The 16,710-nt window shown below is 43.9% G+C and carries 16 protein-coding genes; 9 read left to right on the forward strand and 7 right to left on the reverse strand.

The features are described 5' to 3' along the window. Nucleotides 1-87 precede the first annotated feature (87 nt). Nucleotides 88-1,344, forward strand: a complete 1,257-nt coding sequence (locus AB4407_RS20315) for a peptidoglycan DD-metalloendopeptidase family protein (RefSeq protein ID WP_372121779.1) — start codon at nt 88-90, stop codon at nt 1,342-1,344. Nucleotides 1,345-1,444: 100 nt separating this feature from the next. Here AB4407_RS20315 and AB4407_RS20320 read toward each other — a convergent pair whose 3' ends face one another. Further along, nucleotides 1,445-1,765 (reverse strand): heavy metal-binding domain-containing protein, encoded by a 321-nt coding sequence (locus tag AB4407_RS20320; protein ID WP_004730185.1) that lies wholly within the window; start codon nt 1,763-1,765, stop codon nt 1,445-1,447. A 36-nt stretch (nt 1,766-1,801) separates the two neighbouring features. Further along, a complete protein-coding gene (locus AB4407_RS20325; RefSeq protein ID WP_372121780.1) occupies nt 1,802-2,749 on the reverse strand; it encodes a LysR substrate-binding domain-containing protein in 948 nt (315 codons plus the stop codon). A 91-nt stretch (nt 2,750-2,840) separates the two neighbouring features. On the opposite strand from AB4407_RS20325, the gene AB4407_RS20330 reads away from it, so the two are divergent. The 5 genes from AB4407_RS20330 (at nt 2,841) to AB4407_RS20350 (ending at nt 7,658) form a co-directional block, all read left to right on the forward strand. After that, nucleotides 2,841-3,857 (forward strand): DMT family transporter, encoded by a 1,017-nt coding sequence (locus tag AB4407_RS20330; protein WP_372121781.1) that lies wholly within the window; start codon nt 2,841-2,843, stop codon nt 3,855-3,857. 213 nt (nt 3,858-4,070) lie between these two features. Further along, nucleotides 4,071-4,817, forward strand: coding sequence for a phosphatase (locus AB4407_RS20335; RefSeq protein ID WP_009845603.1), 747 nt, complete (start codon nt 4,071-4,073; stop codon nt 4,815-4,817). 166 nt (nt 4,818-4,983) lie between these two features. After that, the gene (locus AB4407_RS20340) at nt 4,984-5,379 is read left to right on the forward strand and encodes a cytochrome b562 (RefSeq protein WP_372121782.1); all 396 of its coding nucleotides are present in this window, start codon (nt 4,984-4,986) and stop codon (nt 5,377-5,379) included. Between the two features lie 281 nt (nt 5,380-5,660). Then, nucleotides 5,661-6,011 (forward strand): hypothetical protein, encoded by a 351-nt coding sequence (locus AB4407_RS20345; RefSeq protein ID WP_102545064.1) that lies wholly within the window; start codon nt 5,661-5,663, stop codon nt 6,009-6,011. 111 nt (nt 6,012-6,122) lie between these two features. After that, the gene (locus tag AB4407_RS20350; protein WP_372121783.1) at nt 6,123-7,658 is read left to right on the forward strand and encodes a PepSY-associated TM helix domain-containing protein; all 1,536 of its coding nucleotides are present in this window, start codon (nt 6,123-6,125) and stop codon (nt 7,656-7,658) included. Between the two features lie 113 nt (nt 7,659-7,771). Here AB4407_RS20350 and AB4407_RS20355 read toward each other — a convergent pair whose 3' ends face one another. Further along, nucleotides 7,772-8,155, reverse strand: a complete 384-nt coding sequence (locus AB4407_RS20355) for a VOC family protein (RefSeq protein WP_372121784.1) — start codon at nt 8,153-8,155, stop codon at nt 7,772-7,774. Next, complete coding sequence (locus tag AB4407_RS20360) at nt 8,155-9,087, reverse strand: LysR family transcriptional regulator (protein ID WP_004730200.1); 933 nt, start codon at nt 9,085-9,087, stop codon at nt 8,155-8,157. Before AB4407_RS20360 ends, AB4407_RS20355 begins: the two co-directional genes overlap by 1 nt. A 241-nt stretch (nt 9,088-9,328) precedes the next feature. Here AB4407_RS20360 and AB4407_RS20365 point away from each other — a divergent pair, with 241 nt between their 5' ends. The 3 genes from AB4407_RS20365 (at nt 9,329) to tdh (ending at nt 13,225) form a co-directional block, all read left to right on the forward strand. Continuing rightward, on the forward strand, nt 9,329-10,573 hold the full coding sequence (locus AB4407_RS20365) for an MFS transporter (protein WP_304570484.1): 1,245 nt from the start codon (nt 9,329-9,331) through the stop codon (nt 10,571-10,573). A 316-nt stretch (nt 10,574-10,889) separates the two neighbouring features. Next, a complete protein-coding gene (locus AB4407_RS20370; protein ID WP_231904364.1) occupies nt 10,890-12,083 on the forward strand; it encodes a glycine C-acetyltransferase in 1,194 nt (397 codons plus the stop codon). Nucleotides 12,084-12,193: 110 nt separating this feature from the next. Further along, nucleotides 12,194-13,225 carry an L-threonine 3-dehydrogenase gene (gene tdh, locus AB4407_RS20375; protein ID WP_372121785.1) on the forward strand — a complete coding sequence of 344 codons (1,032 nt, stop codon included), beginning with the start codon at nt 12,194-12,196 and terminating at the stop codon, nt 13,223-13,225. Nucleotides 13,226-13,368: 143 nt separating this feature from the next. Here tdh and AB4407_RS20380 read toward each other — a convergent pair whose 3' ends face one another. From AB4407_RS20380 to AB4407_RS20390, 3 genes are read right to left on the reverse strand one after another with little or no spacing between them, the layout of a single operon-like run. Continuing rightward, complete coding sequence (locus tag AB4407_RS20380; protein WP_372121786.1) at nt 13,369-13,824, reverse strand: hypothetical protein; 456 nt, start codon at nt 13,822-13,824, stop codon at nt 13,369-13,371. 55 nt (nt 13,825-13,879) lie between these two features. Then, on the reverse strand, nt 13,880-15,808 hold the full coding sequence (locus tag AB4407_RS20385) for a monovalent cation:proton antiporter-2 (CPA2) family protein (protein WP_372121787.1): 1,929 nt from the start codon (nt 15,806-15,808) through the stop codon (nt 13,880-13,882). Then, a complete protein-coding gene (locus AB4407_RS20390; protein ID WP_372121788.1) occupies nt 15,808-16,425 on the reverse strand; it encodes an NAD(P)H-dependent oxidoreductase in 618 nt (205 codons plus the stop codon). Before AB4407_RS20390 ends, AB4407_RS20385 begins: the two co-directional genes overlap by 1 nt. Nucleotides 16,426-16,710: the final 285 nt, after the last annotated feature.

Genomic DNA, 16,710 nt, shown 5'->3' on the forward strand with positions numbered 1-16,710 from the left:
GAAAGCCGCGATGAACCTTATTTTATTGAACCAATTGTTATGTTATAACATCTGAAGAGTTCATTGTGATAACCGTTAAGTATTTTTATGAAGTTCCTCCGCACTGGCCTGATTGTTACTGCTATTAGCGCATTTTCACTTGCCGCTTTGCTCTCTTTTCAACCTGAGCCTGCAAAAGATATCTCAATTCAAATAACACCTTATCAAAACTCTCAGATTTCTGATGAGGAAAGCGCTGAACCACACGTTAAGCCAAGTTCACTGGTTAAAATTCATTACTTCGTAAAGGTTGGCGATACGCTTAGTAACGTATTTTCATCATGGCAACTGCCTTATGGAACCGTTCAGAAGGTGTTGGAAGCGGATCTTGAGTCGTTAAAATTAGACACCATCAAACCAGGTGATCACCTAGAACTGCTTTTAGACAGTGAAACGAAGCAGCTCGTTGAATTGATCTTCCACGAAAGCTTGGTTGAACAGGCTGTTTATACAAAAAATGATGACGGCACGTTCAGTTATCAATTCATAGAAACTTCTGGGGAATGGAAAGAAAAACTGTACGCAGGTGCGGTGACAGGAAGCTTTTCGATGTCGGCTCATCGAGCGGGTTTGACCAGTGCCCAGATAGCCAATATCACTCGAACGCTGAAAGATAAAATTAACTTCTCCAAAGATCTCAGAGCTGGCGACAGCTTTAATGTTTTGGTTAAAGAGCAATACACGGAAGATCACTTAACGGGTAAGACTGAAGTGCAAGGGGTTTCTATCAAGCTACGAAATAGGGAAGTGGCGGCTTTTCTTGCTGCGGATGGACGTTTCTATGACCGAGAAGGAAATAGCCTTGAACAAGCTTTCAATCGATACCCAATAGACAAACAATTCCGAAGAATCACTTCATCATTCAACCCATTCCGAAAGCATCCTGTGACTGGACGTGTATCGCCGCATAATGGCACTGATTTCGCAACACCTGTGGGTTCACCCGTTTATTCAACGGGAGACGGTAGGGTTGTGGCACTTCGTGACCATCCATACGCAGGGAAATACATAGTGATTGAACATAACAGTGTTTACAAAACTCGTTATCTGCATTTGAGTCGCTTTTTGGTGAAGAAAGGGCAACAGGTTAAGCGTGGTCAGGAAATTGCGTTGTCGGGTGCAACAGGGCGTTTAACAGGGCCTCACTTACATTTTGAAGTGTTGGTACGTGGAAGGGCGGTCGACGCGATGAAGGCTGACCTGCCTTTGGCAAGCTCTATATTACCGAAAGACAAGGGGGCGTTCCTTACTCGAATTGCCTCTTTTGATGACATCATCTCTGAGCAAGAAGGCAGAACGAGTTAAATTAACTTCAGCCACGGCTTATCGTTATTCCAACCTTCAGGTGATAAACAAACCGAAGGTTGGAATAAGCGTTTATTGAATCACGTAATTTCAGGTTCGGTTAAGCGACAACCACCGCTGTGCCGCTGGCTGATACCATCAACATGCCATTACCTGTTCCTAAGACTTCATAATCGATATCGACACCAACCACTGCGTTTGCACCCGCTTCAATCGCTTTCTGCTCTAGCTCTTTGAATGCGTAGTTACGTGCTTTCTCCAGTTCCTTTTCATAGGTTCCAGAACGTCCACCGACAAAGTCGCGAATACCTGAAAACATATCCTTGAATACGTTAACCCCTAGAATAGCTTCTCCGGCAATAACTCCTTTGTAATCGACAATGCGTTTGCCTTCAACAGATTGAGTGGTGGTAATAATCATAATGGCCTCTTGTAAGCTTGCTGAGTTGTTACTCGCTTATTGATTGATAGTTTGGTCGTGTTCATGAATGTTATCGTTCAGTGCCGTCTCTGAGCGTGTGAACTCATGTCTTAACCATGTTCTCAGTTTTAGCACACTTTCTTGTTTTAATTTGTTTTTTGGACAAACGAAATAGAAATCTTGATGGGGGTTAGCCACTGGCTCACTAATTTCGACCAACATGCCATGGCTGATGTCATCTTTTACAAACAAGCGGTGAGTGACTAATACACCAAGCGAACGAATGGCAGCTTGCACAGCTTGAATCGAAACGTCGAACGTCAAGTTACTGTGGAATGTCGGCATGGGTATTTGGTAATGATCGCACCACACCTTCCAGTCATGCTGTCTTCTTGGATTGAAGACACCAATGGTTGGGTTTTGTTTCACCAGTTGTTCAACGCTTAATCCCATTTGGTTTTTCAATAGTGCCGGGCTGCACACCAATACCAGATCATCGTCACCAAGCTTTTCGCTGTAATACCGGTCCCACTCGCTCGGTTTGCCGTGCACCAGCGCGATGTCCACACCTTCCTGCTCTATGTCGAAAGTGCCCGTTAGCGTAGATATGCGAATATCAAGAGAGGGAGCAAAGCTTTGGAATTCCGAGACTCGCGGGATCCACCAGTGCATGGCGAGTGAGTTCACCATGTTGAGGGTGATGCGGTGATCGTTAGGCGTTTTGGCGAGTTCTTCTGTAGCTTCTATTACTTGTTCCAGTGCGGGTGCGACTTTTCGATAATATCGCTTACCTGCGGCATTGAGAACAACACGACGACCCACACGTTGGAACAGCGGCTTATTGACCAGTTGCTCTAATGATTTTATCGCTTGGCTTACTGCTGAATGACTGACGTACAACACGCGAGCGGCTTCGGTCATGCTGCCTGTTTCGGCTACAGCAATGAAAGCATAAACGGATTTAAGTGGAACGAGCTTCTTCATTGGTAAGTTTTCCTTACAGTTGTGGTTAATATTACTCGCTATTTTTCATCACGTCACGCCTCTAAAATAACTGTCATAGGAGGTGATAATTATGTCTGATATTACCAAGGCGACGGTTTTCATGTTGTTGTCGACGTTCAGTTTGTCTTTAAGTGGCTTAATGGCCAAGTATCTATCGGTATCAATGCCCGTTTCATTTTTGAGTTTCGTGCGTTTTTTGTTACCCAGTCTGTTTTTATTCTTATTTTTGATGTTTTACAAAATCACGAAACCTTCACTCGATATGTGGAAACCTTTAGTGATGCGTGCGATTTTTATGGTGGCATGCCAGTGGTGTTTCCTAACGTCTCTACAGACCCTAACACTCGTTGAAGGTGTGGTGTTGTTCAGCACTGGCCCTCTGTTCATTCCTTTGTTAGAAAAATTAATGTTTGGAACTAAGATTCATACAACGACCATCGCTTGTTTAGCGATTACTTTTGTTGGTGTCGTGATGATGGCAGGGGACTGGTCACAGTTTGAGTTTGGCTCTGAGTTCTTTAGACCTGCACTGTTGTTGGGATTATTGGCGGGGATGTTTAACTCGGGCTCACAGGTGATCTTGTACCGAGCCTCGAAGACGAGCCTAACACCCGCAGAGCTTAACGCGTGGACGTTCTTGGTCGCGGCAATCATTGTGATACCAATGGTTGTGTTTGCTTCAGTCTCTGCGGCTCCAGAAGTGCTTGAAAGTGGAGAGGAAGGAACCTTGTCAGCGTTATTGTCTTTTGACGATTTACGCTGGATTGCTCTCGGAGCACTCGGTCTTGCACTGTTTACCATCAATACTCAAATTTTCCGCTCCAAGGCTTATAAGCTTGCAGACAGCGGTTCTCAGTTGGCTCCCCTAATTTTCACTAACATGCTGTTCAGTGCGTTATGGCAGAGCTTGTTCTTTGATGATGTGTTTTCAACTCAGCAGTTAATCGGCATCAATTTGATCGTCGTGGCGAGCATAACCAATACTCTATTGGCTAAAAAACACAGCAGAGCGAAGTCTAAGAAGACTCCGCAAGCTGCAATGACGGTAGCGAATGGTGCCCCGTTGGATTCCGCTGTGAAAAGCTGAACATTGATCTTTTAGACGAGCGAACGTATGTACTCTTTTCCCGTTCAGCTTCTAGCTGCCTACTTATTCGTGTGCAGGGTAAACGAAGTCATAATAAAGCCTCACGTTTTGGTGCTAATTGTCACTTTCAGCTGATAAACTGGTCGAATTGTTGCTATTAAGCACTCATTTTCTGAAGCACGTTTTTTGACCGAGCGAAGAGGGCATTAATTCATGGAACTCAAAGTAGATACTCACACCCACACATACGCAAGTGGTCATGCTTACAGCACATTGATCGAAAACGCCAAGTCGGCAAAGCAAAATGGTTTAGCCATGTTTTGTACTACTGACCATTCCGAGTCTATGCCGGGCGCGCCACACTATTGGTTCTTCAGTAACCAACGTGTGCTCCCTCGTTTTATTGAAGATGTCGCTATTATTCGAGGTGTCGAGTCAAACATCATGAACACACAGGGTGAAATCGACATTCATCCGAGTGTGGATAAGAATCTAGATTGGGTGATTGCCAGCTTCCACGAGCCCGTTTTTCGCCCGTCGGATGTTGCTACTCATACAGAAGCATTGTTGAATGTGATTAAAGGCGGTCGTGTTGATGCACTTGGTCATTTAGGCAACCCAAATTTTGATTTCGATTTTGAAGTTGTGATTCAATGTGCGGCGGAACATAACGTAGCAATCGAAATTAATAACACCACGCTTAAAGGCAATAGCCGCGTTGGCAGTGTTGATCGTTGTTACGAGATCGCAAGAATTGCTAAAGCGAAAGGTGCGTTTATTACGACAGGTAGCGATGCGCATTTCTGCATAGATGTGGGTGGGTTGGATCTCGTGTCTTCACTACTTGGTGAGGTGGGCGTGGATTCGAGTAAAGTGATTACCCATTCACCACAGCAATTCCTAGCCTTTTTGGTATTACGTGGTCGTCAATCGATTGCCGAGTTTTCGGTATTTGAGTGATGGTTTGTCCGGTACTTGTCAGTAATTAGCTAGCTAGTTTGCATTTCGACACAATCAATTTTTGTGCCCGACGGATTTTTGTATACACTAGCCGAAAATAATAAAGTCGAAGTGCCACAATAATGATGGCGCTATCTTCAAAGACATCGCTTCACCTGGAGAAACAATGAAAACTCGCTCAATCCTTTTATCTGGTTTAATCGCTGCTTCAGTATTGTCTGGCAACGCATTTGCTAACGTTGACCTTAAGAAAAACATGCAAGAAATGAAGCTTGCGTTTAAACAAGCGGCAGAAGCTCAAAACATCGAAGAGATGCAAAAACCTATCGTTCGTTTAGATACGCTAGTGGCAGAGCTGAAAACGGGTGTTTACCCAGTAGAAAAAGAAGACAACTTCATGGAAGGCTTCAAAAAAATCAGTGCATCATTGGATAGCATTGAACAGAAGCTAGACCAAGGTGACTTTGAAGCGGCACAGCAAGAATTGCGCACTATTGATGGCCTTCGTGAAGAGTACCACGAGAAGCGTAACCCAAGCATCTGGAGCAAGATCTTCGGTTAATTCGCTTGTTCACTAGAGTGACCAGATAACAAAGTTCAACTTCTAAAACGCCGCTTATATTTCTTTTTTCAGGAAAATATAAGCGGCGTTTTTTTATTGTCTTTTTTCTAATCAGTTTGATGCACTGAGGAGCGTAATATTTTATTAGCGCTTCTGTTGTAACCAGTTTTTAACCAAATAGAGTGTGCGTTAGCTTCAATTTTTTAACCTGATGTTAATCTTTACGTTTACCTATATAGCAAGTGCCTCATAATAAGGGAAATTTATAAAGATTTGGAATAATGCGCCGAACCTCGTTCAACTTCTCCATGTTACTTGCAACAGCATTAAGCTGGGCGCTAGTGACATTAATGCCTGTTATCAATGCTCATGGTAATAGTGCGGGAGTATGGGCGTCGTTATGTACGGTCAATGGCTTTGAACTGGTTCAAATTGAAGAAGGTGAACCCAATACTCATAAAGGAAAGCCGTGTCCCTTTAGCCATTTTTCCACGTTCCACCAAGACGAACTTCCAACTACACTACTGACAACTCGACTGAGTTCTATTGTCTCAGACAGCTACGCTTTTTTGGCTCTAAGCGAACGCTATACGAGACAAGCCCCGCGTGGCCCTCCCTTTGATGTTGCTTAAACCTAACCCACTAAAATAATTAGAAAATAAAGTATTAAGTAAAGTTAAACATGCTCAGATTACTTTCTGATTTTTCAGAAGGTATGTTTGCGTGTGTCAAAGGAAATAATAATGTTGAGAAATGAATCTCAAAGCTCTGCGAAAGCACAAGCGACTTCGCAGTCTACAAGCAGTGCAACAACTGGTTCGGAAACCAATATAAAAAGAAAAGACCGCAATAAAACTCTCTACTTCCTCACTTGGCGCTGGCACTTCTATGCCGGGCTATTCGTTATCCCATTTCTGTTGATGTTGAGTATTACTGGTTTGGTGATGCTGTTTGACGATGAAATCGAACTTGCTTTCCATCAAGACGCGATTGAAGTTGTGGTATCGGGCGAACCGATCAAGGTGTCACAACAATTAGCTGCCGTACAACATCAATACCCACAAGGTACGGTGACACAGTTTGTACCGAGCAAAGTCCCTGATCTTGCGAACCGATTTTCTGTATCACTTGAAGATGGCACTTCCGTTTTCGTCACGGTGAATCAATATACTGGCGAAGTGGTAGGAGAAATCCCGCGCAGCGATAGCCTGTACCAGCTGGCGAATGACATTCACGGCACTTTGTTGATTGGTGATTGGGGTGATTACCTCATTGAAGTCGCAATAAGCTTGTCTATTCTGTTACTCATCAGTGGTATTTACTTATGGCTACCGAGAGATAACGCGAGTCGCGCTGGTTTTCTTAAGCTTCGATTTGGTTCAGGAACGCGTGTTTTAATGCGTGATCTGCATGCGAACATCGGTGGAACACTGTCATTCATTCTTCTGTTATTTATTCTATCAGGATTATCATGGACAGGTTTTTGGGGCGGTAAGCTAGTGCAAGCATGGAGTACTTTTCCTGCTCAAATGTGGGATGACATTCCGCTGTCTAATGAAACGCATGCTTCTTTAAATCACGGGTCTGAAGAGGAAATGCCTTGGAACCTAGAGCAAACTCCACTGCCTTTGTCTCAAGATAAGCCAGCAGAACACGTCCACCAAGTAGAAGAAGCATCTGAAGCTCATGATCATTCTAAGATGGGCGAGGATCATTCTCAGCATGTTTTATCTGCGAGTAATTTCTCGATTGATGATGTGATAGCAAAAGCTCAATCTCTTGGTTTTACGCAATATAAAGTCAATTTCCCGCGATCAGAAACGGGCGTTTACACCGTGGCTGCCAATACCATGGGCGGTGACATTATCGACCCAACCCAAGATCGCACGACTCACCTCGACCAATATTCAGGGCGCATTCTAGGAGAGGTGACGTGGCAAGATTACAATTTATTCGCCAAAACCTTAGCCGTCGGTATTTCTCTGCACCAAGGTGACATCAGCATCATCAACAAGCTTCTAAATGCGTTGTTCTGTTTGGCATTCATTGTGGTGTCGGTGACTGGTGGAATCATGTGGTGGATGCGCAGACCTTCAGGCCAAAGAAAGTTGGGAACGCCACCGAAGTTTGGCGATGCAGGCTTATGGAAAACTGGCTTAGTGACTGTAGCGGTAATTTCTGTTCTGTTTCCACTCGCGGGCGCAACGATTGTGATTGCAATGCTATTGGATTGGTTACTGTTTTCACGCGTTGAGAAATTCAAGACGGCATTGAGTTAATTGACACGTAAACGGACTTTCTCGACTTGAGAAAGTCCGTTTTATTAATCAGATGGGCGATTCCTTTGTGAGGAAGACTTTAGACTAGATACAGCGCTAGATTTGATAAGGCTTTAGATCTGATAAAGCTCTAGCGGCAGGCCGTCTGGGTCTGCGAAAAACGTAAATGATTTCCCCGTATACTCATCAACTCGAATCGGTTCGACTTCAATGCCTTGTCCTTCCAAATAGCTTTTGGCATGTTGAACGTCATCAACACAAAAAGCCAAATGTCTCAGCCCTTGAGCTTCTGGAAAGCTTGGTCTTTCAGGCGCGTCAGGGAAGCTGAATAATTCTATTTGAGCGCCATTAGGCAGTGCCAAGTCGAGCTTATACGACTGACGTGCTTCACGATAATTCTCCGCAATCACTTCAAGCTTTAAAACCTCCGTATAAAAGTGTTTAGATACTTCGTAGTCTGAGCAAATAATGGCGGCGTGGTGTATTCCTTTCAGCATCAGTTTATTTCTCCTGCCAGCTTGTCACCCAAGTGTTCCATCGCATAATCAATGAATACACGTAATCGGGCAGGCATGTACTTGGTTTGAGCAAACTGCATCGCGATAGCGCCATGGTAATTACTCTTGATGGTCCAATCTTCCAGTACTTGCACTACAGAACCTTCAGCCAATGCATCTTGAATCACGAAGTCATGGAAAATACCCACGCCAAGCCCTTCTTTAACGCCTTTCAATCGCATCTGAGAGTGGTTCACAGCGTAACGTCCGCTGACGGGTACTGTGTAAAACTCATCATCTTTAAGGAAGTCCCAAATGTGGTCTTTATCTGTTTCTGCAAGGTATAAGCAGTCGTGCTCAGAAAGCTCGGTAGGGTGGTGAGGGATTCCTTTGGCATCTAAATAGTCGGGGCTCGCACATAACACGAGGTTTGTTTTTCCGAGTTCTTTCAATACCAAACTCTCGTCAGGTTTGTCGGTAAGGCGAAACGCAATATCGATGCCTTGGCGCAATATGTCGATGTCGCCATCGGCGGCTCTTAACTTAAGTTGGATCTCAGGGTACTGATTCAAGAATGGAACAACGAAAGGCTGTAGCACGGAGTTCAAGAAGGCTTCTGGCGCCGCTACCGTTATAGAACCAGCTGGCTCTGTGTGGTCAGAGGTAGAAAGCTCAACCGCTTGTTGCGCCGCATTAATCATCACTACGCTCTGATCGTAAACCAGTTGACCTGCTTGTGTGATGATTAGAGTACGAGTCGTACGTTCAAACAGCTTCACCGAGAGCGCTTTTTCCAAACGAGTGATGAGCTTACTCAAGGCTGAGGGCGTCACACCAAGTTGCTTGGCTGCGGCGGTAAAACTGCCCTCATTGACCACCAAAATAAAAGAGGCGAGGTCTGGAAGTAGGGCTATCAGTTTTGGGTTGATCATAACGTTGGGTACTCGGCCAGTTGGCTGATATTTTTAGAAATCGACAATCAGCATCATACGTCAAACTCCATTCAATATTAAGTGGAGTGTTTTGTATGGTTTGCACCATTTTCGTGTAGTGAAACAAGCAGGAGATCTTGTCTTTTATAAGAATCACTTGAGTGGTCTGTACTTATACAACTCAATCCATATACTGGCTGAATAACAATTATTAAATCAGTTGGTTAATAAAGGGAATTCTATGGATAGATCAGAAAGTTTATTTCAAAAGCAGCGCGTAAAACGCTTCAATTTCTCAATATGGACGGTATTGACTGGGACGCTACTCGCCCGAACGAGCTACTTTATGGCATGGCCTTTTCTGATAGTCTTTCTTTATGAAGATTACGGTGCATCCGCGATTGAGGTCGGCACTATGTTGGCGGCTTCTGCTGTTGTTGGTGCGGGTACTGGACTCTATTCCGGTTATCTGTCTGATAAACTGGGTCGCAAGTGGGTAATGGTGTTTGGTAGTTGGATTGCCGCGATCTCGTACTCAGGCATTGCACTCGCAAGTGAGGTGTGGCAGTTCTATGTGCTGATTATGATGACAGGTTTGATGCGTCCGATGATAGAAGCACCCGCAAAGGCTGTGATTGGGGATAATCTAAATGATCAGAAAGACCGAGAGCTAGCACTCAACATTCGTTACTTTCTGTTGAATCTGGGCGGTGCTCTTGGGCCATTGATTGGCATTACTTTAGCTCTCGCGCACCCTCAAAATCTGTTCTTTGTGGCTGGTGGTACCTATGTAGTTTACGGATTTTGGTTGTTACTTGGAATCGAGCGTAAAGGGACCTTCACCAAGCCGGACCCTTCTCAGTTACCGAACTTCACCGCGACCTTAAGTGTCATTCGTAAAGACAATATCTTTGTTAAGTTGATGGTTGCGAACTTCATTATGATGTTTGTCTACGCGCAAGTAGAGTCATCTATTCCTCAGGTTATTGTGCGTTCATCAATAACAGATGCAGCACAGTTAATCGCTGGGCTGGTTTTGGTCAACACTCTCACCATTATTGTGTTCCAGTTCCCGATGCTTAAATGGCTAGAGCATGTGCCTCTGTTTGTGAGAACCCGAATCGGCATGATCTTGATGGCTGTCGCGCAAATTGGCTTTCTTTTTACCCCAAATGACTGGCCATTAGGCTGGGGAATTGCTTGTTTTATATTAAGTTTAGGAGAAGTGATTGCTTTCCCAACCCTTAATGTACAAATCGATAGAATGGCACCGCCACATCTAAGAGGATCTTACTTCGGTGCGGCTGCACTTTACTCTCTTGGATTTGCTATTGCGCCACTGTTTGGTGGTGTGGTGATAGAGATACTCAGCGCCTACTGGCTATTTGCGCTCTGTTTCATCCTATGTTTGGTGATGATTTGGTTGTACTGGTTGGCAGAACATACAGAAGACTGCGTCGATAGAGAGTCAATAGTCCAGAGCTAATGAAACAAACCTTGTTGTTATCCTTGTACTCATTGGCGAAAGCTTTTTAATTCGAAATCACTCAAACTTGTAGTGTTTCTAAGCTCTTCCCAAATCAGATGAACACTGAATTGTGACTGTATTCATACTTAATGTATTTTATTTGTGCCTTAGATTCATTAATGCTTTTCCAACTGGAGGGATAATCGAGAAGGGAGTGTTCAACTAGAATATAGGCATTAGTTTTACAGTGTAAATGATCGAATTGAAATCGTTTACATCCCCTACATAATGCGGCGCGCGATGCTGCTGAATAATAATTAGGAAGGAATAGACAATGTCTTCTGCATTTTACCAACAGATTCAAACTCAAATCGAAGAAGTTAAAGAAGAAGGTCTTTACAAGTCTGAGCGCATTATCACTTCTGCTCAAAAAGCAGCGGTTTCTATCTCAACTGGTGAAGAAGTACTAAACTTCTGCGCAAACAACTACTTAGGTCTTGCTAACCACCCAGCTCTTATCGAAGCAGCTAAAGATGGTATGGATCAGCACGGCTTTGGTATGGCTTCAGTACGCTTCATCTGTGGTACTCAAGACTCTCACAAAGAACTAGAGCAAAAGCTATCTACGTTCCTTGGTAAAGAAGACACTATCCTTTACACATCTTGCTTTGATGCAAACGCTGGCCTATTCGAAACGATTCTAGGCAAAGAAGACGCAATCATTTCTGATGCTCTAAACCACGCATCTATCATTGATGGTGTTCGTCTATGTAAAGCAATGCGCTTCCGTTACTCGAACAACAACATGGAAGAGCTAGAGCAGCAACTTATCGCAGCTAAAGAAGCTGGCGCTCGTCACACGCTTATCGTAACTGACGGCGTGTTCTCAATGGACGGCGTAGTCGCTAACCTTCCTGCTATCTGTGACCTTGCTGACAAGTACGGCGCACTAGTGATGGTTGATGACTCTCACGCAGTTGGCTTCATGGGCGAAAACGGCGCAGGTACTCACGAGTTCCACAACGTTGTTGACCGTATCGACATCATCACAGGTACGCTTGGTAAAGCAATGGGTGGTGCTTCAGGCGGTTACACTTCTGGTAAGAAAGAAGTGATCGACTGGTTACGTCAGCGTTCTCGTCCATACCTATTCTCTAACTCTGTTGCACCAGCAATCGTATCTGCGTCTATTCGCGTTCTAGATCTTCTAGCGGAATCTGGCGACCTACGTACTCAACTATGGGAAAACTCTGCTCACTTCCGTACTCGCATGGAAGAAGCGGGCTTCACTATGGGCGGTGCTGATCACGCAATCATCCCAATCATGCTGGGTGATGCAAAAGTAGCGGCTGAATTCGCAGAGCGTGCACTAGAGAAAGGCATCTATGTTGTAGGTTTCTCTTTCCCGGTTGTGCCTAAAGGCCAAGCTCGTATCCGTACGCAAATGTCAGCTGCACACTCACGTGAGCAACTGGATCGCGCAATCGATGCGTTCATCCAAGTTGGTAAAGACATGGCTATCATCTAATTTTGAAGGGGTGCCTTTTGCATCCTTTGATTAGATAGAACAACACCCAATAGAACATATAGATTTTTGATTCTCGCCTTACAGTTAGGCGAGATGAACTGGATAACATTATGAAAATTAAAGCACTTTCTAAGCTTAAGCCTGAAGAAGGCATTTGGATGACCGAGGTTGAAAAACCTGAAATGGGTCATAATGATCTTCTAATCCGTATTAAGAAAACTGCAATTTGTGGTACAGACGTACATATCTACAACTGGGATGAGTGGTCACAAAACACAATCCCAGTACCTATGGTAGTAGGTCACGAATACGTGGGTGAAGTGGTTGGCATCGGCCAAGAAGTTCGTGGTTTTGAAATCGGCGACCGTGTATCTGGCGAAGGTCACATCACATGTGGTCACTGTCGTAACTGTCGTGGCGGCCGTACTCACCTTTGTCGTAACACAACAGGTGTTGGTGTTAACCGCACTGGTGCATTCTCTGAATACCTTGTGATCCCTGCGTTCAACGCGTTTAAGATCCCTGCAGAGATTTCAGATGATCTAGCATCAATCTTTGACCCGTTTGGTAACGCAGTGCACACAGCGCTTTCTTTCGACCTAGTAGGCGAAGACGTGCTAATCACTGGTGCTGGCCCAATTGGTATCATGGCTGCTGCTGTTGCTAAGCACGTTGGTGCTCGTCACGTTGTAATCACTGACGTAAACGAATACCGCCTAGACCTTGCTCGTCAAATGGGTGTAACTCGCGCAGTAAACGTAATGGAAGAGAAGCTTGAAGACGTAATGGCTGATCTCGGCATGACTGAGGGCTTCGATGTAGGCCTAGAAATGTCTGGTAACCCATCTGCGTTCAACAGCATGCTGACTAACATGAACCACGGCGGTAAGATCTCTCTGCTAGGTATTCCACCATCAGACATGGCAGTAGACTGGAACCAAGTAATCTTTAAAGGCTTGGTTATCAAAGGTATCTACGGCCGTGAGATGTTTGAAACTTGGTACAAGATGGCCTCATTGATTCAATCTGGCCTAGATTTAACACCAATCATTACTCACCACTACAAAGTGGACGACTTCCAGAAAGGCTTCGACATGATGCGCTCTGGTATGTCAGGTAAAGTGATCCTTGATTGGGAATAAGCGAAACCCTTAGTTAATTCCAAAATGAAATGCCCCAAAGAAATTTGGGGCATTTTTTATGTAAACTCAACCAGTTGTAATAAATGACATGTATTGCCAGGTTGTAAAAATGGTTGATAACGTCGTTAGAGTTAAACAGTAAGTTATTTATTTAATAGGTGGTAAACTTCACTTTTCATGTAACGGACATTATTATTCATGCACCCGCCTTCAACGATTCCCTTAGATAAATCGCTTAAACCATTTTTATAGGCTTTGAAAAATGGAACCACGGCGGCTGCTGGGGTAGGGACTTTCTTTAGCGCAGAAAATAACAGCTCTAAAGTCGATTTGCATTCCTCACTTTTTTCAATTGCCAAAATGTAAGACTCAAGACCTTGTTTGTTTAAGTATTGAGGTTTTTTATCATTAAATTGTATGGCAATCGTCGATTTAATCAGATCAGATTGTTCTTCTGTCAGTTCCTCATTGAGAATGTAAGTCTTCATCTCTTGGTAAGTGACTGGCTTCTTTGTTTCCTTTGAATCTTTTGATTCGTTACAACCTACAAGAAATACTGCCAGCAACAATGACATGATTAACATTATTTTTTCACGCACACTCAAACCTCTTTATTTTTACAATTTCGTTGTATATCAATAATAATGTGAGTTATTACTTAGGGCTCTCTTCTTCCTCAAAGCCGTCGGCATAACCTTTTGGCGGTGGTGTCCAACCTCGTTCGGAGCGAGAATGTTTGTCTGAACGGTCTTTTTTCATGTCTTCTTTCATCGCTTCTTCTAGATCAATAAAGATCTGCCTAAAGTTGTTGTCATAACGAGGGTTGTCTTGAGCTTCTGACCAAGCACGATATAGGTTTTCAGATTTACGACTTTCAACACGTTGATAAGTCGACTTTTGTTGTTCAACAAAGAAAGGGTGATGACCTAAGGCACGTAAGGCTTCAGATCCCATTTCGAGGGCTGAGTGGTATGTTTCTAATTCCACAAAATCGGCACCGGCTTCCTTTAAGCGGTAGCTATGACCACGGTCGAACGCACGTGCTAGGATCTTAACTTTTGGATAGGTATGTTTCACGTATTTTACTAGTTCAACACTTGAGTCTTGGTTGTCGATAGCAATCACCAACATAGCAGATTCTTCAATGCCTGCGGTATGCAATAAGTCGTGACGAGTAGCATCACCAAAGTAAGATTTGATATTGATGGAGCGTAATAAGTCCACTTGGTTTGCTTGATGATCCAGTACCACCGTATTGACATCGTTTGATACCAACAAGCGGTTTACGATCTGACCAAATCGGCCGATACCTGCAATGATGACAGTACCTTTCTCTTCTATTTTGTCTTCTTCTCGAACGTTCGATTTTTGCTCGTAACGGGGCAGAATGACTTTATCAAACAGAATGAATAGACCTGGAGTTAAGAACATAGAGAGGGCAACAACCAGTGATAGCGTTTGAACAATATCCGCAGGTAATACATGGTTCTGTGCTGAGAAGCTGAGTAGTACAAAACCAAATTCCCCCGCTTGAGCCAAGCTCAGTGTAAATAGCCAGCGGTCGCTGTTTTTGATTCTGAAGATCAGCGCCAGTATAAACAAGACTATGGCTTTCAGCGCCATCACGCCAAGAGTCAAGCCAATGATGAGGGCAAAATCGTTGAACAAAACGTTAAAGTTGATACCTGCGCCTACCGTGATAAAGAACAATCCAAGCAATAACCCTTTAAACGGATCGATGTTAGATTCCAGTTCGTGTCTGAACTCACTGTTGGCAAGTACCACACCTGCTAAGAAAGTACCTAGGGCAGGCGACAAACCAACAAGGCTCATTAGCGCGGCAATACCAATCACCAACATCAGTGCAGTTGCAGTGAAGATCTCGCGTAAGCCAGAGCTCGCAACAAAACGAAAAAGTGGCCGACTTAGATAATGTCCACCGACTACCACAATCGCAATTGAAGCCGTAATAACAAGGCCGTATGCCCAACTTGGCAAACCTGCAACTAAACTGAGTTCATCATGGTGTGCAGCGGTTTGGGCGGCACTTTCTGACAAAGTAACCAATTCAGGAAGAGCCAACAAAGGGATGAACGCCAGCATTGGAATAACGGCAATATCTTGGAACAAAAGCACCGAGAAAGCGTTTTTACCGCCTTCCGTTTTAGACAGGCCTTTCTCATTGAACGTTTGTAGAACAATGGCTGTCGATGAAAGCGCAAAGATCAAACCGATAGTCAAAGCAATCGTCCAAGGTTGACCAAAGAACTGTGCAATTCCCATTACGATAGCGGACGTACCACCAACTTGAAGGCCACCAAGCCCCATCAATCGGTTTCTCATCGCCCATAGCATCTTAGGTTCAAGCTCAAGCCCGACTAAGAACAGCATCATCACTACACCGAACTCGGCAAAGTGCTGGATGGTTGTTGTTTCTTCACCAACTAATCCAATGATGGGACCAATCACAACGCCAGCGATTAAGTAACCGAGTACTGAGCCAAGCCCGAGTCTTTTTGCGATAGGTACCGCAATCACGGCTGCAACTAAATAGATAAATGCTTGTAGAAAGTATCCGGTCATTATTTAACCTCAGCCATTAATTCTTCCACAATGTGATTCAATTTTTCTGCCTTTCCAGCCCTTCTCATATTTATATCACCATGAACCAAGGCATGTAATAGTGTTCTGTAGCTGTCAACATGTTGCTGAATACGATTCTCCTCCAGTGCGGTACGAGAACCAAAAAGCGCAAAAGGTGCAATGTAGTTCATTCCACATAAGGATGCGGTTTGTTCAATTGGGTGAAGTAGCTCTCGAATTGTGAAATGGTTGTAGCCATCGCTTTGGTAAGCATCCTTTTTACCGCCAGCAGTGATGCAACACAGTAAGCTCTTACCTTGTAGCTCGTTGCCATCGGTTCCATAGGCGAAGCCATACTCTAGAACGAGATCTTGCCACTCTTTGAGAATTGCCGGTGTGGAGTACCAATATAAGGGGAACTGAAAAATAATGATGTCATGGTCCAACAGGCGTTTTTGCTCACGATCGATGTTGATTTTGAATGTCGGATACTCTGCATAAAGATCAACACAAGTGACGCCATCAACACGCTTGGCTTGTTCAAATAAGGGTTTGTTGGCTTCTGAACGATGTTGAGAAGGGTGTGCGAATAGCACTAAAACTCGATTTTTCGACATATAGCCCTCTTTAGTCCGTTAACGAATAATGCTTATGGGAATTATAGAGATACAATAATAGAAGAATGGTGTGAAGAGCAAAATACACATTATACCAATCTTAGTAAATAACTGATCACCCTAGCTTGTTAAAAACCTCGATAACTTCGTTAGAATTTTTGATTGTAGAATAACTACTTATCGAAAAATTCTGCCTTGTTCTCAAGCTTTTTTCCTACGCTATGTTTGATCACTTACTTACTGTGATTGGTATAAAACCTTAGCGACCAATGAATACTGAACAAT

The sequence above is a fragment of the Vibrio sp. 10N.261.46.E11 genome (assembly GCF_041472735.1).
Classification (GTDB): domain Bacteria; phylum Pseudomonadota; class Gammaproteobacteria; order Enterobacterales; family Vibrionaceae; genus Vibrio.

Excerpts from the sequence above, each read along its gene's own strand:
- AB4407_RS20315 (WP_372121779.1), top strand. The coding sequence starts at position 88 with ATGAAGTTCCTCCGCACTGGCCTGATTGTTACTGCTATTAGCGCATTT.
- AB4407_RS20320 (WP_004730185.1), bottom strand. The coding sequence starts at position 1,765 with ATGATTATTACCACCACTCAATCTGTTGAAGGCAAACGCATTGTCGAT.
- AB4407_RS20325 (WP_372121780.1), bottom strand. The coding sequence starts at position 2,749 with ATGAAGAAGCTCGTTCCACTTAAATCCGTTTATGCTTTCATTGCTGTA.
- AB4407_RS20330 (WP_372121781.1), top strand. The coding sequence starts at position 2,841 with ATGTCTGATATTACCAAGGCGACGGTTTTCATGTTGTTGTCGACGTTC.
- AB4407_RS20335 (WP_009845603.1), top strand. The coding sequence starts at position 4,071 with ATGGAACTCAAAGTAGATACTCACACCCACACATACGCAAGTGGTCAT.
- AB4407_RS20340 (WP_372121782.1), top strand. The coding sequence starts at position 4,984 with ATGAAAACTCGCTCAATCCTTTTATCTGGTTTAATCGCTGCTTCAGTA.
- AB4407_RS20345 (WP_102545064.1), top strand. The coding sequence starts at position 5,661 with ATGCGCCGAACCTCGTTCAACTTCTCCATGTTACTTGCAACAGCATTA.
- AB4407_RS20350 (WP_372121783.1), top strand. The coding sequence starts at position 6,123 with ATGTTGAGAAATGAATCTCAAAGCTCTGCGAAAGCACAAGCGACTTCG.
- AB4407_RS20355 (WP_372121784.1), bottom strand. The coding sequence starts at position 8,155 with ATGCTGAAAGGAATACACCACGCCGCCATTATTTGCTCAGACTACGAA.
- AB4407_RS20360 (WP_004730200.1), bottom strand. The coding sequence starts at position 9,087 with ATGATCAACCCAAAACTGATAGCCCTACTTCCAGACCTCGCCTCTTTT.
- AB4407_RS20365 (WP_304570484.1), top strand. The coding sequence starts at position 9,329 with ATGGATAGATCAGAAAGTTTATTTCAAAAGCAGCGCGTAAAACGCTTC.
- AB4407_RS20370 (WP_231904364.1), top strand. The coding sequence starts at position 10,890 with ATGTCTTCTGCATTTTACCAACAGATTCAAACTCAAATCGAAGAAGTT.
- tdh (WP_372121785.1), top strand. The coding sequence starts at position 12,194 with ATGAAAATTAAAGCACTTTCTAAGCTTAAGCCTGAAGAAGGCATTTGG.
- AB4407_RS20385 (WP_372121787.1), bottom strand. The coding sequence starts at position 15,808 with ATGACCGGATACTTTCTACAAGCATTTATCTATTTAGTTGCAGCCGTG.
- AB4407_RS20390 (WP_372121788.1), bottom strand. The coding sequence starts at position 16,425 with ATGTCGAAAAATCGAGTTTTAGTGCTATTCGCACACCCTTCTCAACAT.